Origin of the sequence: Actinomadura sp. NPDC023710, from assembly GCF_040639875.1 — a bacterium.
Lineage (GTDB): Bacteria > Actinomycetota > Actinomycetes > Streptosporangiales > Streptosporangiaceae > Spirillospora > Spirillospora citrea.
On sequence record NZ_JBFAGB010000043.1, the window covers coordinates 29,584 to 46,649 of the forward strand.

The 17,066-nt window shown below is 72.9% G+C and carries 13 protein-coding genes; 7 read left to right on the top strand and 6 right to left on the bottom strand.

Annotation, left to right across the window (positions count from 1 at the left end; all coding sequences use genetic code 11):
• The 5 genes from AB0H37_RS36455 to aceB all read right to left on the bottom strand — a co-directional run bounded on the left by AB0H37_RS36455 (window position 1) and on the right by aceB (window position 6,465).
• Window positions 1-714: a hypothetical protein gene (locus AB0H37_RS36455; RefSeq protein WP_360617213.1), complete on the bottom strand. Its 714-nt coding sequence runs from the start codon at window positions 712-714 to the stop codon at window positions 1-3.
• Window positions 715-824: 110 nt separating this feature from the next.
• The gene (locus tag AB0H37_RS36460; protein ID WP_329093677.1) at window positions 825-2,111 is read right to left on the bottom strand and encodes a heterodisulfide reductase-related iron-sulfur binding cluster; all 1,287 of its coding nucleotides are present in this window, start codon (window positions 2,109-2,111) and stop codon (window positions 825-827) included.
• Window positions 2,111-3,307 carry an FAD-binding oxidoreductase gene (locus tag AB0H37_RS36465; RefSeq protein WP_360617215.1) on the bottom strand — a complete coding sequence of 399 codons (1,197 nt, stop codon included), beginning with the start codon at window positions 3,305-3,307 and terminating at the stop codon, window positions 2,111-2,113. Before AB0H37_RS36465 ends, AB0H37_RS36460 begins: the two co-directional genes overlap by 1 nt.
• Window positions 3,307-4,755, bottom strand: a complete 1,449-nt coding sequence (locus AB0H37_RS36470) for an FAD-linked oxidase C-terminal domain-containing protein (RefSeq protein WP_360617217.1) — start codon at window positions 4,753-4,755, stop codon at window positions 3,307-3,309. Before AB0H37_RS36470 ends, AB0H37_RS36465 begins: the two co-directional genes overlap by 1 nt.
• Before the next feature lie 102 nt (window positions 4,756-4,857).
• Window positions 4,858-6,465, bottom strand: a complete 1,608-nt coding sequence (aceB, locus tag AB0H37_RS36475; protein WP_179833544.1) for a malate synthase A — start codon at window positions 6,463-6,465, stop codon at window positions 4,858-4,860.
• A gap of 218 nt (window positions 6,466-6,683) precedes the next feature.
• Here aceB and hflX point away from each other — a divergent pair, with 218 nt between their 5' ends.
• The 3 genes from hflX (at window position 6,684) to AB0H37_RS36490 (ending at window position 10,676) form a co-directional block, all read left to right on the top strand.
• Window positions 6,684-8,126, top strand: a complete 1,443-nt coding sequence (hflX, locus tag AB0H37_RS36480) for a GTPase HflX (protein ID WP_360617220.1) — start codon at window positions 6,684-6,686, stop codon at window positions 8,124-8,126.
• 456 nt (window positions 8,127-8,582) lie between these two features.
• Window positions 8,583-9,797, top strand: a complete 1,215-nt coding sequence (hutI, locus tag AB0H37_RS36485; RefSeq protein ID WP_189269898.1) for an imidazolonepropionase — start codon at window positions 8,583-8,585, stop codon at window positions 9,795-9,797.
• Between the two features lie 33 nt (window positions 9,798-9,830).
• Complete coding sequence (locus AB0H37_RS36490) at window positions 9,831-10,676, top strand: DegV family protein (protein ID WP_360617222.1); 846 nt, start codon at window positions 9,831-9,833, stop codon at window positions 10,674-10,676.
• A gap of 22 nt (window positions 10,677-10,698) precedes the next feature.
• On the opposite strand, the gene AB0H37_RS36495 is transcribed toward AB0H37_RS36490, so the two are convergent.
• Window positions 10,699-11,448: an AraC family transcriptional regulator gene (locus tag AB0H37_RS36495; RefSeq protein ID WP_329093665.1), complete on the bottom strand. Its 750-nt coding sequence runs from the start codon at window positions 11,446-11,448 to the stop codon at window positions 10,699-10,701.
• 67 nt (window positions 11,449-11,515) lie between these two features.
• On the opposite strand from AB0H37_RS36495, the gene AB0H37_RS36500 reads away from it, so the two are divergent.
• The 4 genes from AB0H37_RS36500 to holA all read left to right on the top strand — a co-directional run bounded on the left by AB0H37_RS36500 (window position 11,516) and on the right by holA (window position 16,974).
• Entirely contained in the window at window positions 11,516-12,826 is a 1,311-nt protein-coding gene (locus tag AB0H37_RS36500) for an MFS transporter (protein ID WP_360617224.1), read from the top strand.
• A gap of 67 nt (window positions 12,827-12,893) precedes the next feature.
• Complete coding sequence (locus AB0H37_RS36505; protein WP_360617225.1) at window positions 12,894-13,607, top strand: ComEA family DNA-binding protein; 714 nt, start codon at window positions 12,894-12,896, stop codon at window positions 13,605-13,607.
• Complete coding sequence (locus AB0H37_RS36510) at window positions 13,604-15,898, top strand: ComEC/Rec2 family competence protein (protein WP_360617227.1); 2,295 nt, start codon at window positions 13,604-13,606, stop codon at window positions 15,896-15,898. The genes AB0H37_RS36505 and AB0H37_RS36510 overlap by 4 nt, the downstream gene beginning before the upstream one ends.
• Window positions 15,899-16,020: 122 nt before the next feature.
• Complete coding sequence (gene holA, locus AB0H37_RS36515; protein ID WP_179833551.1) at window positions 16,021-16,974, top strand: DNA polymerase III subunit delta; 954 nt, start codon at window positions 16,021-16,023, stop codon at window positions 16,972-16,974.
• The last annotated feature ends 92 nt before the right edge of the window (window positions 16,975-17,066 follow it).

Below are 17,066 nucleotides of genomic sequence, written 5' to 3' on the forward strand. Positions count from 1 at the left end.
TCACGGGAAGGCGAGCCGGACGCCCTTGCGGTCGCTGGTGAAGCGGGCGTTCCACACGTACAGGCGCAGGTCGTCGGCGGAGAGGTCCTCCTCGACCGGGAGGTCGGAGGCGACGCGGACCACGTAGGAGGCGCCGGCCGGCATCATCGTGTCGCCGCCGTCCTCGACCGGCGCCTTCGCCCCGTCGATCCGGCCAGTGATCTTGCTGTGGTTGGGGAGGGTGCACATGTCGTCCGGGATGCCCGCCTGCGGCATGCACCGCTCCTGCGCCGACGACGGGATCTGCGACTTCGGCATGAACAGGTCGGCGGGGAAGTCCAGCAGAACGGGCCGCCGCCGGCTGTTGGTGAGGACGTAGTCGGCGTAGGCGTAGGTCGTCCCGGACGGCGGGGCCTGCGTGGCGCCGAGCGGCTGCCGCGACGTCCCCGCCATGACCGCGGCGAGGCTGTAGCCGTAGCCCTCCGGGGTCGTGAAGCCGATCGGCGGGCCGGCCTTCGGAGCGGGCACGGACGCGCCCGCCGCGCCGCCCTGGCTGGCGAGGCTGGGCGGCGAGGAACCCCCGCCGTCGCCCGTGCCGGGCCGCAGGACCACGATCGCTCCGGCCACCGCCGCGATCCCGACCGCACCGGTCAGTGCGCCGGCGAGTCCGAGCCTTCCCGCGTGGCTCTTCTTCCTGCGGCGGTGCGAGCGGTACGGCTGGTGGCTGTTGGACATGGTCGTCGGTGCTCCCTCGGGCCCTCTCCGGCTCGGTCGGCGTGTCCCTGCCCACGGCGGGCAGGCCACGATACCGGACGGCCGGATCGGCGGCGGCCCCGGTCTGCGGGCTACGAACCGCGTGCGATAAGGGCGTCGCGGCCGAGCCCCCGCAGGGATGCGTCCAGCACCTGCGCGGTGTGCGCGACCGCGATGGCGGCCCCGCGCCGGCGCAGCGCCGTGGCGATCTGCATCGAGCAGCCGGGGTTGGCGGCGACCAGCAGTTCGGCTCCGGTGGCGTCCACGCTCACCGCCTTGCGGTCGCCGAGTTCTCCGGCGGCCTCCGGCTGGAACAGGTTATAGGTCCCGGCCGAACCGCAGCAGATGTCCGGTTCGGCGATCTCGCGGACGGTCAGCCGGGGGATCGCGGCGAGCAGGTCGCGGGGCTGGCTCCGGATGCCCTGCGCGTGGGCGAGGTGGCAGGCGTCGTGGTAGGCGATCGTGACCGGAACCGGCCGCCGCTCCGCCCGCGGCCCGAGTTCCACCAGGTACTCGGCCAGGTCCCGCGTCCTGGCCGAGAGCGCCTCCGCCCGCCCGGACCATTCCGGGTCGTCGGCGAGCAGTGCCCGGTACTCCTTCATCGCGGACCCGCAGCCCGCGGAGTTCACCACGATCACGTCGACGGACTCGAAGGTCTCGACCGTCCGGCGGGCGAAGGCGCGGGCCTCCTCCTCCCGCCCGGAGTGCATGGACAGCGCGCCGCAGCACCCCTGGCCCTTGGGGATGACGACGTCGCAGCCCTCCATCGCCAGCACCCGGGCCGTGGCGGCGTTGACGTCCGGGAAGAACTCGCCCTGGACGCATCCGGTCAGCATCCCGACCGTGGCGCGGCGCTCGCCGCGCGCGGCGACCCGCTCGGGCAGCCTCGGCGCCTTCCCGAGGGGCGGCGCGAGCCGCTCCATCGCCGCCAGGGACGGTGAAACGCGTTCCAGAAGGCCGCTGAACCGCACGAGCCGTTCCAGACCTGACTTCTGGTAGGCGCGGAGGGGCCCTCGCAGGGCTCGGAGCCTCCGCTTGTACGGGAACAGCTGGAAGACCAACTCCCGTAGGGCGCGTTCTTTCAGGGAGCGTGGGTGCTCGCGTTCGACGTCCGCGCGCGTCATCTCGATGAGCCGGTCGTACTGAACACCGGACGGGCAGGACGTCACGCACGCCATGCATCCCAGGCAGCGGTCGAAGTGCTCGACCATCGGGCCGCCGAGCGGCTCGCCTTCCGCGTGCTGCTGCATCAGATGGATGCGGCCCCGGGGAGAGTCCATCTCCTCGCCCCACAGCACGTAGGTGGGGCACGTCGGAAGGCAGAACCCGCAGTGCACGCAGTCGTTGAGCAGGTCCGGGAGGTCGTCTTGGGCGCTCATCAGATCCCTCCCACGAAACGGCCCGGGGACAGCCGGTGATCCGGGTCGAACTGGTCCTTCACCCGCCGCATCAGTGCCAGCGCCGGAACCGGCCCCCACAGGTCGATCTCGCCGCGCACCTCTTGCGGCGCATAGCGGACGACGGCGTGACCGCGGTGCCTCCTCAGCACGTCCCGTAGACGGCCGAGGACATCGGCCACCTCGTTCGGGCCGAGTCCGGCTGGAAGCCCCACGTGACCGTGCCCGCCGGCGCTCCAGGCGGCGGCGACGTCCGGGCCGAGCACGGTGATGACGTCGCGGAGCGAGGACGGCGGGGCTCCGATGTCGATGAGCGTGGTGCCGCCCGGGTAGAGACCCCAGCCGTCCGGTGCGGTATCGGAGATCTCGGCCTTCTCGCCGAGGAGCTCTGCGGTCTGCCGAGCGCGCGCGGCGACGCCATCGGGCACGCCTTCCAGGAAGACCGCGACCGTCCCTGGGCTGATGTACTCGACCGCGCTCGGGGCGACAGGGGAGTGGAGGACGGTCTGGACCGCGTCGTGCGTGTCCTCCGGCCCGTCAACGGCGCACGTCACGTACGCGGTCGCCTCCGGGATCGGGTGCAGGCGGAACGTGGCGTCCACGATCAGGCCGAGCGTTCCGTAGGAGCCGCAGAAGAGGCGTCCCAGGTCGTACCCGGCGACGTTCTTGACGACCTTGCCGCCCGAGTGCGCGACCTGGCCGTCTGCCCGGACGACCGTGAGCCCGATGACCAGGTTCCTGGGCGTCCCGTAGAGCGTGCGCAGGGGACCGGCCGCGCTCGTGGCGATCGTCCCGCCGACCGTCGAACCCGGCAGTGGTACGTCGAGCGCGAGCCGCTGCCCCCGTTCCGCCAGTTTCCCGGTGAGCTCCTCCATCGCGAGCCCGGCCTCCGCCTTGGCGACGAGGTCCCCGGCGGTGTGCTCGACGAGCCTGTTGAGGCGATGGGTGTCGATGAGCAGATCGCAGCGTTCCGGTGGCTCGCCCCAGTCCAGCCGGGTCTCGGCCCCGCGCGGAACGACGGCGAGTCCCTTCTCGGCGGCCACGCGCATGACGTCGGCGGCCTCGGCCAGGTCCTTCGGCGCCGCGACGAGCGCGGGCTCCACGCCGAGCACGCCTTCCGCGGGCTCACCGGGCCGCACATCGCCGCAGACCTTCGCCAGGGCGTCCAGGGGCCGCATCAGAAGATGTCCGCCTTTCCCTCGTACGGGTGCGGGCCCTTGCGCTTGCCGGGCACCTCCCCGCACAGCCGCGGCGTGGGGAAGACCTTGCCCGGATTGCACAGCCCCGCGGGATCGAAGCCGCAGCGGACCATCTGCATCGTGTCCAGATCGGCGTCGGTGAACATGCGCGGCATGTAGCGCGCCTTGTCGACGCCGACCCCGTGCTCGCCCGTGATGGAGCCGCCGTGCTCGATGCACAGGTCGAGGATCGCGCCCGACACCTCCTCGGCGCGCTCCTCCGCGCCCGGCTCGGCGTCGTCGAACAGCACCAGCGGATGCAGGTTGCCGTCCCCCGCGTGGAACACGTTGGCGACCCGGACGCCCGACTTGGCCGACAGCGCGTCGATCCTGGCCAGGACGTCCGGGAGCACCGTCCGGGGGATGACGCCGTCCTGGACGAGATAGGCCGGGCTGATCCGGCCCACGGCCGCGAACGCCGACTTGCGCCCCTTCCAGATCAGCGCCCGCTGGGCGTCGTCGGCGGCGATGCGGATCTCGAAGGCGCCCGCGTCCCGGCACATCCGCTCCACCTCGGTGAACTGGGCGGCGACCTCGGCCTCCGGGCCGTCCAGCTCCACGATCAGCACCGCGCCGGCGCCCGGCGGGTACTCGCAGCGCACCGCCGCCTCGGCCGCCTCGATCGCCAGGGCGTCCATCATCTCGATCGCCGCCGGGAGAACGCCCGCGCCGATGATCGCCGACACCGCGGCGCCGCCCGCCTCGATCGAGCCGAACGCGGCCAGCAGCGTCTGCACGGTCTCGGGGACCCGCGTCAGCCGGACCGTGATCTTGGTGGCGATGCCGAGCGTGCCCTCCGCCCCGACGAACACCCCGAGCAGGTCGTAGCCGGGCCCGTCCGCCGTCAGCTCCACTAGCTCGCCGTCGGGCGTGACGACCTCGCAGGCCAGCACGTGGTGGGCGGTGAACCCGTACTTCAGGCAGTGGGCGCCGCCCGAGTTCTCCGCGACGTTCCCGCCCACCGAGCAGATCTGCTGGCTGGACGGGTCGGGCGCGAAGTAGTACCCGTGCGGGCGGACGGCCCGCGTCACGTCCAGGTTGATCACGCCGGGCTCCACCACGGCCCGCTGCCCCGGGACGTCGACCTCCAGGATCCGGTTCATCCGGGAGGTGACGATCAGCACGCCGTCCGTGCGGGGGAGCGCGCCGCCCGACAGGCCCGTGCCCGATCCGCGCGCGACGTAGGGGACCCCGGCCGCCGCGCACTCCCGCACGATCGCGGCGATCTGCTCGGCGGTGTCGGGCAGCACCACGACGCCGGGCGTGGACCGGTGGTTGGTGAGGCCGTCGCACTCGTAGGTGCGCAGCCGCACCGGATCGGTGATCACCCGGTCGGTCCCGAGCAGCGCCTCCAGCCGGGGCCCGAGCGTCGTGAGCATGGTCTCCATCCCCTCCACGATCCCTCGCCCGGCGACCTGCCGCAAGGCCCTGCGGGCCGTCCGGAACACCTCTCCCGGACGGCCCGCACAACGCCGCCGGAGCCGGGCTCCCTACGGGAACTGCTGGTAGGCCGGGGTGGTGAGGAACTCGGAGTACTCGTCGGCCAGCGTGACCTCCTTGAAGAGCTCCACGGCCTGGCCGTAGCGGGGCTCGTTGTACGCCTGGCCCAGCTCTTCGCGGATCTTGCCCAGCTCCTCGTCCAGGAGCCGCTCCACCCAGTCCTTGGTGATCTTCTGGCCCTCCGCGGTGGAGATGCCGTTGTAGATCCACTGCCACACCTGGGAGCGGGAGATCTCCGCGGTGGCCGCGTCCTCCATCAGGTTGTGGATCGCGACCGCGCCGGCGCCGTCCAGCCAGGTGGCCAGGTAGCGCAGCGCGACGTCGATGTTGTTGCGCAGGCCCGCCTCGGTGATCTCACCGGGGGTGGCCCTGACGTTGAGCAGGTCGGCGGCGGAGACGTGCACGTCCTCGCGGAGCCGGTCGCGCTGGTTCGGCCTGTCGCCGAGGACGCCGTCGAACACCTCGCGGCAGACCGGGACGAGGTCGGGGTGGGCGACCCAGGAGCCGTCGAAGCCGTCGCCGGACTCGCGGGTCTTGTCGGCGCGGACCTTCTCCAGCGCGACCCGGTTGACCTCCTCGTCGCGGCGGGACGGGATGAACGCCGCCATGCCGCCGATCGCGTGCGCGCCCCGCTTGTGGCACGTCCGGACGAGCAGCTCGGTGTAGGCCCGCATGAACGGCGCGGTCATCGTGATCGCGTTGCGCTCGGGGAGCACGAAGTCGGTGCCCCGGTCCCGGAACTTCTTGATCACCGAGAAGAGGTAGTCCCAGCGGCCCGCGTTCAGGCCGGCGGAGTGGTCGCGCAGCTCGTAGAGGATCTCCTCCATCTCGAACGCGGCCGGGATCGTCTCGATCAGCACGGTCGCGCGGATGGTGCCGCGCGGGACCTCCAGGGCGTCCTGGGCGAGGTTGAACGCGTCGTTCCAGAGCCGCGCCTCAAGGTGGCTCTCCATCTTCGGCAGGTAGAAGTAGGGGCCCTTGCCCTTGTCCAGCTGCCTGCGGCCGCAGTGGAAGAAGTAGAGGCCGAAGTCGAACAGCGACCCGGACATGGGCTCGCCGTCGACGAGCAGGTGCTTCTCCTCCATGTGCCAGCCGCGCGGCCGGACGACGACCGTCGCGAGCTCCCCGTCGTCCTTCAGCGCGTAGGACTTGCCGCTCTTGGCGTCGGTGAAGTCGATGGTGCGGTCGAGGGCGTCCCGCAGGTTGAGCTGCCCCTCGACCATGTTGTTCCACAGCGGGGTGTTCGCGTCCTCGAAGTCGGCCAGCCACACCTTGGCGCCCGAGTTCAGCGCGTTGATCGTCATCTTCCGGTCGGTCGGGCCGGTGATCTCGACGCGGCGGTCCTCCAGGCCGGGCGCCGGCGCGGCGACGCGCCAGGAGTCGTCGCCGCGGACGCCGGCGGTCTCGGGCAGGAAGTCGAGGGTCCCGCCCGCGGACAGCTTGCGCTGGCGTTCCGCGCGCGCCTCCAGCAGCTCCTTGCGGCGGGCGCCCAACTCGCGCTGCAGGGCGGCGAGCAGGCCGAGCGCCTCGGGGGTCAGGATCTCCTCGTACCGCTCGCCGAGGGGTCCGGTGACCTCGATGCCTTCCAGTCCAGCCATCTGCCTGCCCTTTCGTATAGCGAAATTCGACTTCTGTTACGTGGAGAACCGTACTCGCCGGTTCGGAGGCCGGTCAAAGCGGGGTTCCCTGCAGACCTCCCCGCGCGCGCTTGCGTCAACCCAAGGGGAAACTGGGTGATAACCAGGTGACCACTGGGGACGGTGCGTGAGACGATCGCGGGAAGATACGGCCGCGAAGCGGCGTTCTACGAGGACATATGACTCAACCTTTCTCTGCAGACCAGACCCAGACCCAGACTCCTGACGAGATCGAGTACGAGCCCCTGACGGGCGAGCTCGACCTGGAAGACCGGAAGGCACTGCGCCGCGTCGCGGGCCTGTCCACCGAACTGACCGACGTAACCGAGGTCGAGTACCGCTCCCTCCGGCTGGAGCGGGTCGTGCTCGTGGGCGTCTGGACGGAGGGGACGGCCGCGGAGGCCGAGAACTCCCTGCGCGAGCTGGCGCTGCTCGCCGAGACCGCGGGCTCCCAGGTGCTCGAAGGGCTCGTCCAGCGCCGGTCCCGCCCCGACCCGGCGACCTACATCGGCTCCGGCAAGGCCGCGGAGCTGCGCGACATCGTGATCTCCACCGGCGCGGACACCGTCATCTGCGACGGCGAGCTGGCGCCGAGCCAGCTGCGGCACCTGGAGGAGACCGTCCAGGTCAAGGTGATCGACCGGACGGCGCTGATCCTGGACATCTTCGCCCAGCACGCCAAGAGCCGCGAGGGCAAGGCGCAGGTGGAGCTCGCGCAGCTCGACTACCTGATGCCGCGGCTGCGCGGCTGGGGCGGCAACCTGTCCCGGCAGGTCGGCGGACGCGCCGCGGGCGGCGTCGGCATCGGCGGCCGCGGTCCCGGCGAGACCAAGATCGAGCTGGACCGGCGGCGGATCCGCACCCGGATGGCCAAACTGCGCCGGCAGATCGCCGAGATGTCCAAGGCGCGCGACACCAAGCGCGGCGAGCGGCGCCGCCACCAGGTGCCCGCCGTGGCCATCGCCGGCTACACCAACGCGGGCAAGTCGTCCCTGCTCAACCGGCTCACCGGCGCCGGGGTCCTGGTGGAGAACGCGCTGTTCGCCACCCTCGACCCCACCGTCCGGCGGGCCGAGACGCCGGGCGGCCGCGCCTACACCCTGGCCGACACCGTCGGGTTCGTCCGGCACCTGCCGCACCAGCTCGTCGAGGCGTTCCGCTCGACGCTGGAGGAGGTCACCGACGCCGGGCTGGTCCTGCACGTCGTCGACGGCTCCGACGCCGATCCCGAGGCGCAGATCGACGCCGTCCGCGAGGTGCTGCGCGAGATCGGCGCCGACCGCATCCCCGAGATCATCGTGATCAACAAGGCGGACGCCGCCGACGAGCTCGCGATCGCGCGCCTGCAGCGCCGCGAGCCGCACAACGTCGTCGTGTCCGCCCGCACCGGGTTCGGCATCGAGGAGCTGCGTGCGGCGATCGAGGCCGACCTGCCCGGCCTGGAGAGCGAACTGCACGTCCTGGTGCCCTACGAGCGCGGCGGCCTCGTCGCGCGCGTGCACGAGCGCGGAGAGGTCCTCAAGCAGGAGCACGTCGCCGACGGGACCGTCCTGCACGCCCGCGTTCCCGCCGACCTCGCGGGTGAACTGGCCCAGTACGAGACTGTCTCGCCTACCGCGTAATCCCTGACCCACCGGGCCCCTCCGCGGAGGGGCCCGGTGGGTTTTGGGACGGGTCGAGCAGCCAGTTCGAGGACGTCCAAAGGCCCCTACTGGCCGCCGAACGGTGACAGCTTGTCCAATCCGCTTGACGGTGCGGTTGAAATCCGTACCGTCGTAGAGCCAAGGGGCGGGGTGATGGGTGTCGATGCGCTGCGATCAGAGGTTGTCGGACGGACGTTCAGTGCACTACCGTGACGAAACCGATATCTCCGGTCTCGTTGCCAGCGGCGGCCTCCCGGCCGCCCGACCCTCCAACGGTGGAGTCGCCGGCACCCAGTCGGCGTTTCGGATCGAGAGCAGGTGGCCCAACCATGGCAGGTCCGAACGCTCCAACGAGGGACCGCGGCCCGCACCGTCGCCCCACGGCATCCTGCACCGCGCTCACGTGCGCATGGCCCCATCCAGGTCGGTGAACCTATGACGGTACGGCTGTTGACGAACATCGGCAGGCTCTGGACGGGCACCGACGTCTGCAGCAACGCCGCGGTGCTCATCCACGACGACCGGGTCGTCTGGGCCGGGCCCGCCTCCGACCTCCCGCAGAGCGTCCCCGGCATCATCGACGACATCGTCGACGTCGACCACGTCGAGAACCTGGGCGGCGGCCTCGTCACCCCCGGCCTCATCGACGCCCACTCCCACCCCGTCTACGCGGGCAACCGCTGGGCCGAGCTCGCCATGCGCACCAGCGGCTCGTCCCACTCGGCCATCACCGCGGCGGGCGGCGGCGTCAACTCCACCGTGACCGTCACCCGGGGCACCGACCCCTGGACGCTCTGCAACGGCGTCCGCGAACGGCTCCGCCAGTGGATCCTCGCCGGCACCACCACCGTCGAGGCCAAGACCGGCTACCACCTCACCCGCGACGGCGAGCTCGCCGACATCCGGATGCTGCGGTCGCTGGAGGGCGAGCCCTCCATGCCCCGCATCCACGCCACGTTCCTCGCCGCGCACATCCTGCCGCCCGAGTTCTTCGGACGCCGCCGCGACTACATCGAGGCCGTCCGCCTGTGGGCCGGCGACGCCGCCGTCGCCGGCGCCGACTCGATCGACGTCTACTGCGACGAGGGCCACTTCACCGCCGAGGAGGCCCGCGCCCTCCTGCTCACCGGCAAGCGCGCCGGCCTGAAGGCCCGCATGCACGCCTGCGCCAACGAGCGCATGGGCGCCGCGCAGGTCGCCGCCGAGGTCGGCTGCGCGTCCGCCGACCTGCTCACCCAGGCCAACGACGACGACATCAAGGCCCTCGCCCACGCCGGCGTCACCGCCACCGTCTGCCCCGGCAGCTCCCTGAACAGCAGCCGCGCCCCCGCGCCCGTCCGGCAGATGCTCGACCGCGGCGTCACCGTCGCCCTCGGCACCGACCACAACCCCGGCCAGTGCGGCATCACCTCCATGCCCCTCGTCATCGGGCTGTCGGTCGCGATGTTCGGGCTCAGCGTGACCGAGGCGCTGCGCGCCGCCACCCTCGGCGGAGCCGCCGCGCTGCGCGTCGGCGACCGCGGCTCCCTCGCCCCGGGCATGCTCGCCGACATCGTCCTGTGGGACGCCGACCACGAGGGCGCCTTCGCCTGGGCGTTCGGGCTCCGCGCCCTGCGCGTCTGGCGCGGCGGCGTCCCCGTCCAGCCCTGACGGAGGCGCGCGGCGGCGGGTAGTGTCGCCGGCATGGGCAGCGCGGTCGTGGTCGTCACCGATTCCACCGCCTACCTTCCCCCCGGGCTCGCCGAACGGCACGGGCTGACCGTCGTCCCCCTGCAGATCGCCGTCGGCGGCACCACCCGGGACGAGGGCGACATCAACACCGCCGAAGCCGCTCGGGCGCTGAAGGAATGGCACCCCGTCACCACGTCCCGTCCCGCGCCCCAGCGGTTCGCCGACGCCTACAAGGCCGCAGCCGCCTCGGGCGCGCGTGAGGTGGTATCCGTGCACCTGGCCTCCGCCATGTCGGGGACGGTCGAGGCGGCGCGGCTCGCCGCCGAGGACGCCCCCGTGCCGGTGCGGGTCATCGACAGCGGGACCATCGGCATGGGCCTCGGATTCGCCGCCCTCTCCGCCGCGGCCGCCGCTCTGGCGGGCGGGTCCGCCGACGACGCCGTGTCCGCCGCCACCCGCCGGGCCGGGCTCACCCGCTCCCTCATCTACGTCGACACTCTGGAGCACCTGCGGCGGGGCGGCCGGATCGGCGCCGCCGCCAGCCTGTGGGGCTCCGCGCTGATGGTGAAGCCGCTCCTGGAGATCACCGGCGGCCGCATCGCGCCGCTGGAGAAGGTCCGCACGTCCTCGCGGGCGCTGGCCCGGCTGGAGGAACTGGCGGTGGCCGAGGCCCGCGACCGGCGCGTCGACCTCGGCATCCAGCACCTCGCCGCCGCCGCCCGCGCCGACACCCTCGCCGCCCGGCTGCGCGAACGCCTCCCGCACGTCCAGGACGTCTACGTCGGCGAGGTCGGCCCCGTCATCGGCGCCCACGTCGGCCCCGGCATGCTGGGCGTCGTCATCGCCCCCCAGCTCTGACACCGCGGGCGCCGGGAGACCCTCAGGAGCGCAGGAGGCGGCGGAGGACGGTCGGCGGGTGACCGGTCTCCGCCCTGATCGTCCGGGTCAGATGCGCGTGGTCGGCGAAGCCGAGATCGGCGGCGAGGCCCGACAGGTCCCGTTCGCCCTGCTCCAGGCGGTCCAGGGCGCGCCCGACCCGGATCCGGTTCCGGTAACGGGTGACGGACATGCCGGTCTCGCGGCGGAACGTCCGGCTCAGGTGGGAGGGGGAGACCTCCAGGAGGCGCGCCAGCGGGACGAGCCCGACCGCTTCCCGATGGCCGCTCGTGATGGCCTCGCGCGCTTCGTCGACCAGAGCGCGACGCTTCCCGCCCTGCTCGTCCACGGCGAGGTGGGCGAGCAGCACCATGAGCCGCTCGGCCGTCTCGAAGGCCACGTCGGGGCGGGGACGCAGGAGGAGGCGATGAGCGACGTCCGCGCGCGCGTTGACCCTGACCGGCCCGGACGGGCGTCGCCACAGGCCGGGGGAGAGCATGATGGCCGTGCACACGTCGCCGCCTGCGGGATGCGCGAACTGGCCCTCCTCATCGACGGTCTGGGTGTAGCCCATGGCGGGGTCGATGACGGCGCGTCCGTGGCGCGACCGCATGCGGAACCGTCCCGCCCGCACCAGGACGATCTGATCCCCGGTGAACGGCTCGGGCTCCGACCACCCGGGCCGGTGCCCCGTGCAGTGCACCGCGTGGACGGCGAAGCCGTCCGTCTCCGCCACGGTGGTCGACTCGCGCATGCCCGTCATCGTACGCAGGGCAAACATCTTCAAGCGCCGGTGCGCGGCCGCCCCGCACACTCGCGGAATGGTCAGACGATGGCTGCTGGTGGTGCTGCTCACGGGGCAGACGATGGTCTCGATGGACGGCTCCATCGTGGCGGTGGCGATGCCCGACATCGCGGAAGGGCTCCACGCGTCCGGCTCTCTGCTTCAACTCGTCACGGGCGGCTACATCTTCGCCTTGGCCGTCCTCGTGGTCACGGGCGCGCGACTGGGCGACGGCTACGGCCACCGCACGATGTTCTTCCTTGGGCTGTTCGGCTTCACAGCCTCGTCGTTGGTCTGCGGGCTGGCACCGACCGGTGCCGTTCTCGTCGCCGCACGGATCTGTCAGGGTGCTGCGGCCGCACTCCTGCTGCCACAGGTTCTGTCGTTGATCCAGCTGTCCTTCGAGGGGGCGGCCAGGGCGCGTGCACTGGGCCTGTACTCGATGGTCCTGGCGCTGGGGGTGGCCTTGGGCCAGATGGCGGGAGGCGTCATCGTGACCCTGGGCGGCAGCTGGCGGCCCATCTTCCTGGTCAACGTCCCTGTGGGAGCTGCGCTTCTCGCCATCGGGCCGCGTCTGATGCCGCCGGAACACAGGAAGGCCGTCCGCCTGGACCTGCCAGGCGTGGGGCTCCTCTCCTGCGGCATGGGCGCGCTCGTCATACCCCTGGTACTCGGCAGAGAACAGCATTGGCCGCTGTGGACGTGGCCGTCCATCGCGACGGGATGCGTCGTGCTCACCATCTTCTGCGTCTACGAGCTGAGGACGGCATCGCCGCTTCTGGACCTCTCCGTGCTGCGCAGACCCTTCATCAAGCCCGGCCTGTTCGCCTCATGCGCGGTGATGGGCGCCTACACCGGCTTCATCTTCACACTCGCGCTCTACCTGCAGAACGTGCTCGGCTTCTCGCCGCTCCACGCCGGGCTCACGTTCCTCCCGTACACGGCGGGCTTCGCGACGGCCGGCCTCGGATGGACACGCCTGCCCCTCCCGGTAAGAGCGAATCTGCCGACCTGGGGCCTGCTCACGTTCGCCGCCGCCGCGTCGGCACTGGCCTTCCTGACGCGGGACGGCTGGCCGGTGCTCCTGTCGATCCCGCTCCTGTACGCCGCCGGGTCGGGTCACGCCGCCGGCTTCAGCCCTCTGGTCGATCGGATCACCGGAGCCGTGGGACCGGACCAGGCCTCGTCCGTCTCCGCCCTGACGAACACGGGCGTGCTGCTGTCGAACGTCCTCGCGATCGCCGCCTTCGGCGGCCTCTACCTCTCCTCGCCCGGCACGTTGACCCACGTCACGGCGCTGCTGGCGGCGCTGCTCGTCGTCGCCGCCGCGGCGTCCCGGCACCGCTGACCCAGAGTTGTCCACACTTTCCGAACTTCGCGCACCTGTCCGCCCGGCCTCCTTAACGTCAGGCTCCATGAGACCTGACACCGAAGACCGCCTGCACACCCTCACGGGCCGGTGGAAGCCGTCCGCCGCCTCGACCGACCCGCCGCCGGCGGCCCGGTTACGCGCGACTCCCGACCGCTCCCACGTCCGCATGCTCGTCCTCGTCGGCGTGCTCGCCGCCCTGGTGGCCGTGGGATACCTCTGGCTCGCCCGGCCACGCCCGCAGCCGGCGGCCCCCGCGGCGACCGCCTCCCTGAGCGAACCGCGCCCCACCCTGTCGGCCGGCCCGGCGGCTGCGGCGTCCTCTCCCGTGGTGGTCCACGTCCTCGGCAAGGTCAAGCACCCCGGCGTGGTCACCCTGCCATCCGGATCCCGGGTCGCCGAGGCCATCAAGGCCGCGGGCGGAGTCCGTTCGGGCGCGAAGACCGGCACCCTCAACCTGGCCCGCCCCCTGGTGGACGGCGAGCAGATCCCGGTCGGCGTCCGCGCGCCGTCACCGTCCCCACCATCGCCCGGCGGCGCGACCCCGGCCGCCCCGGGCGCTCCCGGCGCCCCGCTCGACCTCAACGCGGCCACCCCCGACCAACTGGACGACCTCCCCGGCGTCGGTCCCGTCCTCGCCCAGCGCATCGTCGCCTACCGCACCCAGCACGGCGGCTTCCGCTCCGTCGAGCAACTCCAGGACGTCAGCGGCATCGGCGCCCACCGTTTCGCCGACCTGAAGACGATGGTCCGCGTATGACCCACGACCTCCGCCTCCTGGCCCCCGCCCTCGCCACCTGGCTCGCCGCCGCCGCGACCCTCGGGCTGCCCCAGCCCCTCATCTACGGCCTGGCGGCGACCGCCGCCGCCGCGTCCCTCTACCTCCTCTCCATCGCACGGCGGGCGGATGGCGGCGCCGCGCGGCGACCAGGCGATGCGTGGCGGCTTCTCGCCGGAGCGGCCCTGGCGTGTGCCGCGGCGTCGGCCTGCGGGGTGGCGCTGCGGACGACGGCCGTCGGCACGGGACCCGTGCGTGATCTGGCCCGGGCGGGCCGGTTCGCGACGGCCGAGGCCGTGGTGACCGGGGACCCGCAGGCGAAGCCCGGGAACGGACGACCGATGATCATCCTTCGCGCCCGTGCGGAGGCCGTGGAGCGAACGGAGGTCCGCGTCCCGGTGCTGCTGATCGCGGCGGATCCCCGCTGGCTCCGCTCGATCCCCGGCCAGCGCGTGCGGCTCCGCGGCCGTTTCGTGCCGCCCCGGGGTCGCGATCTGCTTGCCGCGGTCGTGATCGTGCGCGGGCCGCCGACCGTCCTCGGGCCGCCGTCCACGATCCAGCGCGCCGCGGAGCACGTGCGGGCGAAGCTGCGGGCGGCCGTGGCGCGGCTTCCGCCCGACAGGCGCGCGGTACTTCCGGGCATGGTCGTCGGCGACGCCTCGCGCCTCGACCCGGAGCTCGCGGAGGAGTTCCGGGTCGCCGGGCTCACCCACCTCCTCGTGGTCTCCGGCGCGAATCTGGCGATCGTCACGGGGGCGGTCCTCGGGCTGTGCCGACTCGCCGGGCTCGGACGGCGCCGGGCCCCACCCGTCGCCGTCCTCGCGGTGTGCGCCTTCGTGGTCGTCGCCCGCCCGGAGCCGAGCGTCCTCCGGGCGACCGTCATGGGCCTGATCAGCCTCCTGGCCCTGTTCACCGGACGGCAGCGCCAGGGCCTCCCGGCCCTGGCGGCGGCGGTGCTGCTTCTCGTGCTCATCGACCCGGAACTGGCGCGCTCCTACGGGTTCGCGCTGTCGGCCCTCGCGACGGCCGGCCTGCTCGTCCTCGCCCCGCCCTGGCGCGAGCGGCTCGCCCGCCGGATGCCGGGCCCGCTCGCGGCGGCCCTCGCCGTCGCGGCCGCCGCCCAGGTGGCCGTCGCGCCCGTCCTGGTGATGCTGTCCGGGGAGATCGGCGTCGTCTCCGTGTTCGCGAACCTGCTCGCGGCCCCCGCCGTCGCCCCGGCCACCCTCCTGGGCGCCCTCGCCACGGTCACCGCGCCCCTCTCCCTGCCGCTCGCCCGTGTGATCGTGTGGCCCGCCGGCCTGGCCGTCGGCTGGATCATCTGGGTCGCGCGGACCGCCGCGTCGCTGCCCTACGCGACGATCCCCTGGGCCAGTGGCGCCCTGGGCGCCACCACGCTTCTGCTGGGCGCCGGGGCGGCGGCCCTGGCCCTGCGCAGCCACCGCCTCCGCCTCATCGCCGCCGCGGCCGTGATCGGCGTCCTCGTCGGCGTCATCGCCCTGCGCGTCATCGCCCCCTCCTGGCCGCCACCCGGCTGGCAGATGGTCGCCTGCGACGTAGGCCAGGGCGATGCCCTGGCCCTGTCGGCCGGCCCCGGCCAGGCCGTCGTCGTGGACACGGGCCCCGACCCCTCCCCGGTGGACCGCTGCCTCCACCGCCTAGGCGTGACCGATGTCCCGCTCCTCGTCCTGACCCACCCGCACGCCGACCACATCAACGGCATCTCCGGCGTCCGACACGGCCGTACCGTCCGCGAGGTGCTGATCACGCCCCGCACCTCGGGCCGCGAGGCCCGCCACACCTCCGGCCTCCGGACCGGCCCGGCCGAGACCGGCCAGCAATGGCGCGTCGGAGACCTCACCCTGTCCGTCCTGGCCCCGCTGACCACCGCCCCCGCCCTGTCACCCGAGGACGACGGCACCACGATCAACAACGCGAGCGTGGTCCTCGTCGCCCGCAGACCGGGCTTCAGCGCCCTCCTGGCCGGCGACGTGGAACTGGAGGCACAACGCGCCCTGCAAGCAGGCGTCCCCCACGTCCAGGTACTGAAGGTCCCCCACCACGGCTCACGCAGCCAAGACCCCGCCTTCCTGGCCGCCGCCCACGCGTCCATCGCGCTGATCTCGGTCGGAGCGCACAACGACTACGGCCACCCGTCCGCCGCCACTCTCGCCCTCCTGCACCGTCTCCACATCCAGACCCACCGCACCGACAAGGAAGGCGACATAGCCATAGCCCGCACCCGATCCGGCCTCACGACCATCCCCCGCCACTGACCAGCGATCCGGCGCGCGAGGCCAGGCGGTACAGCCCACGGCAAGGAGGGCACTCACCAGTTGCGCCGGAGGGTTCCCGGTGGTTGGGCGCGGGGGCGGGTGGGGCGTGGCATGCTGCAGGGGTGTCGGTTGAGTCCATCATTCTGGTCGTCGGTGACGAAGAGCTGCTCGTGGAGCGGGCGATCGGGGACGTCGTCGCGTCCATGCGGGCGGGGGATCCGGAGATCGAGGTCATCGATCTGGCGCCCGGGGCGCTGGAGCCCGGGCGCATCTCGGAGCTGACGTCGCCGTCGCTGTTCGGCGGCGGGAAGGTGCTCGTCCTGCGGTCGGCGCAGGATCTGGGCAAGGACCTGACGGCCGAGGTGCTGAAGTACGCCAAGGCCCCCGCGGAGGACGTCGTGCTCGTCGCCGTCCATCCCGGCGGCGCCAAGGGAAAGGCGCTGGTGGACGGGCTGACCAAGCTCAAGGCGCGCAAGATCGCATGCCCGAAGGTCACCAAGGCCGGCGAGCGGATCGACTTCGTCCGCGGCGAGATCCGCAAGGCGGGCGGGAAGATCTCGGCGGACGGCGCGCGGGGGCTGATCGAGGCCGTCGGCAACGACCTGCGCGAGCTGGCCGCGGCCTGCAGCCAGCTCGTCTCCGACACCGGCGGAAAGATCGACGACGCGGCCATCGCCCGCTACTACCGGGGGCGTGCCGAGGTCAGCGGCTTCACCGTGGCGGACAAGGCGATCGAGGGGCAGCTCGCCGAGGCCCTTGAGCAGCTCCGCTGGGCCCTCGCGACGGGTGTGGCGCCCGTCCTGATCGTCAGCGCGCTCGCGCAGGGGATGCGCGGACTGGCGAAGGTCGGCGGCGCGCCCCGCGGCGCGCGGGGAGCGGCGCTGGCCAAGGATCTGGGCATGCCGCCGTGGAAGATCGATCGGGTGCAGAAGCAGCTGCGCGGCTGGTCGGGAGACGGGGTCGCGCGGGCGCTGACCGCCGTCGCCGAGGCCGACGCGGAGGTCAAGGGCGGCGCCGCCGACCCCGCGTACGCCTTGGAGAAGACCGTCGCCCTGATCGTCGCCGCCCGCGGCTGACCCGCCGCCCCCGGCGGCTGACCCGCCGCCGCCCGCGGCTGACCCGCCGGTCCCCTTCCGACGAACGAGGATCGCGCCGCAGGCGTGTAGTC

Coding starts and splice junctions, on each gene's coding strand:
- AB0H37_RS36460 (WP_329093677.1), bottom strand. CDS start 2,111: ATGAGCGCCCAAGACGACCTCCCGGACCTGCTCAACGACTGCGTGCAC.
- AB0H37_RS36500 (WP_360617224.1), top strand. CDS start 11,516: ATGGTCAGACGATGGCTGCTGGTGGTGCTGCTCACGGGGCAGACGATG.
- AB0H37_RS36510 (WP_360617227.1), top strand. CDS start 13,604: ATGACCCACGACCTCCGCCTCCTGGCCCCCGCCCTCGCCACCTGGCTC.
- AB0H37_RS36505 (WP_360617225.1), top strand. CDS start 12,894: ATGAGACCTGACACCGAAGACCGCCTGCACACCCTCACGGGCCGGTGG.
- AB0H37_RS36470 (WP_360617217.1), bottom strand. CDS start 4,755: ATGGAGACCATGCTCACGACGCTCGGGCCCCGGCTGGAGGCGCTGCTC.
- aceB (WP_179833544.1), bottom strand. CDS start 6,465: ATGGCTGGACTGGAAGGCATCGAGGTCACCGGACCCCTCGGCGAGCGG.
- AB0H37_RS36465 (WP_360617215.1), bottom strand. CDS start 3,307: ATGCGGCCCCTGGACGCCCTGGCGAAGGTCTGCGGCGATGTGCGGCCC.
- AB0H37_RS36490 (WP_360617222.1), top strand. CDS start 9,831: ATGGGCAGCGCGGTCGTGGTCGTCACCGATTCCACCGCCTACCTTCCC.
- hutI (WP_189269898.1), top strand. CDS start 8,583: ATGACGGTACGGCTGTTGACGAACATCGGCAGGCTCTGGACGGGCACC.
- hflX (WP_360617220.1), top strand. CDS start 6,684: ATGACTCAACCTTTCTCTGCAGACCAGACCCAGACCCAGACTCCTGAC.
- AB0H37_RS36455 (WP_360617213.1), bottom strand. CDS start 714: ATGTCCAACAGCCACCAGCCGTACCGCTCGCACCGCCGCAGGAAGAAG.
- AB0H37_RS36495 (WP_329093665.1), bottom strand. CDS start 11,448: ATGCGCGAGTCGACCACCGTGGCGGAGACGGACGGCTTCGCCGTCCAC.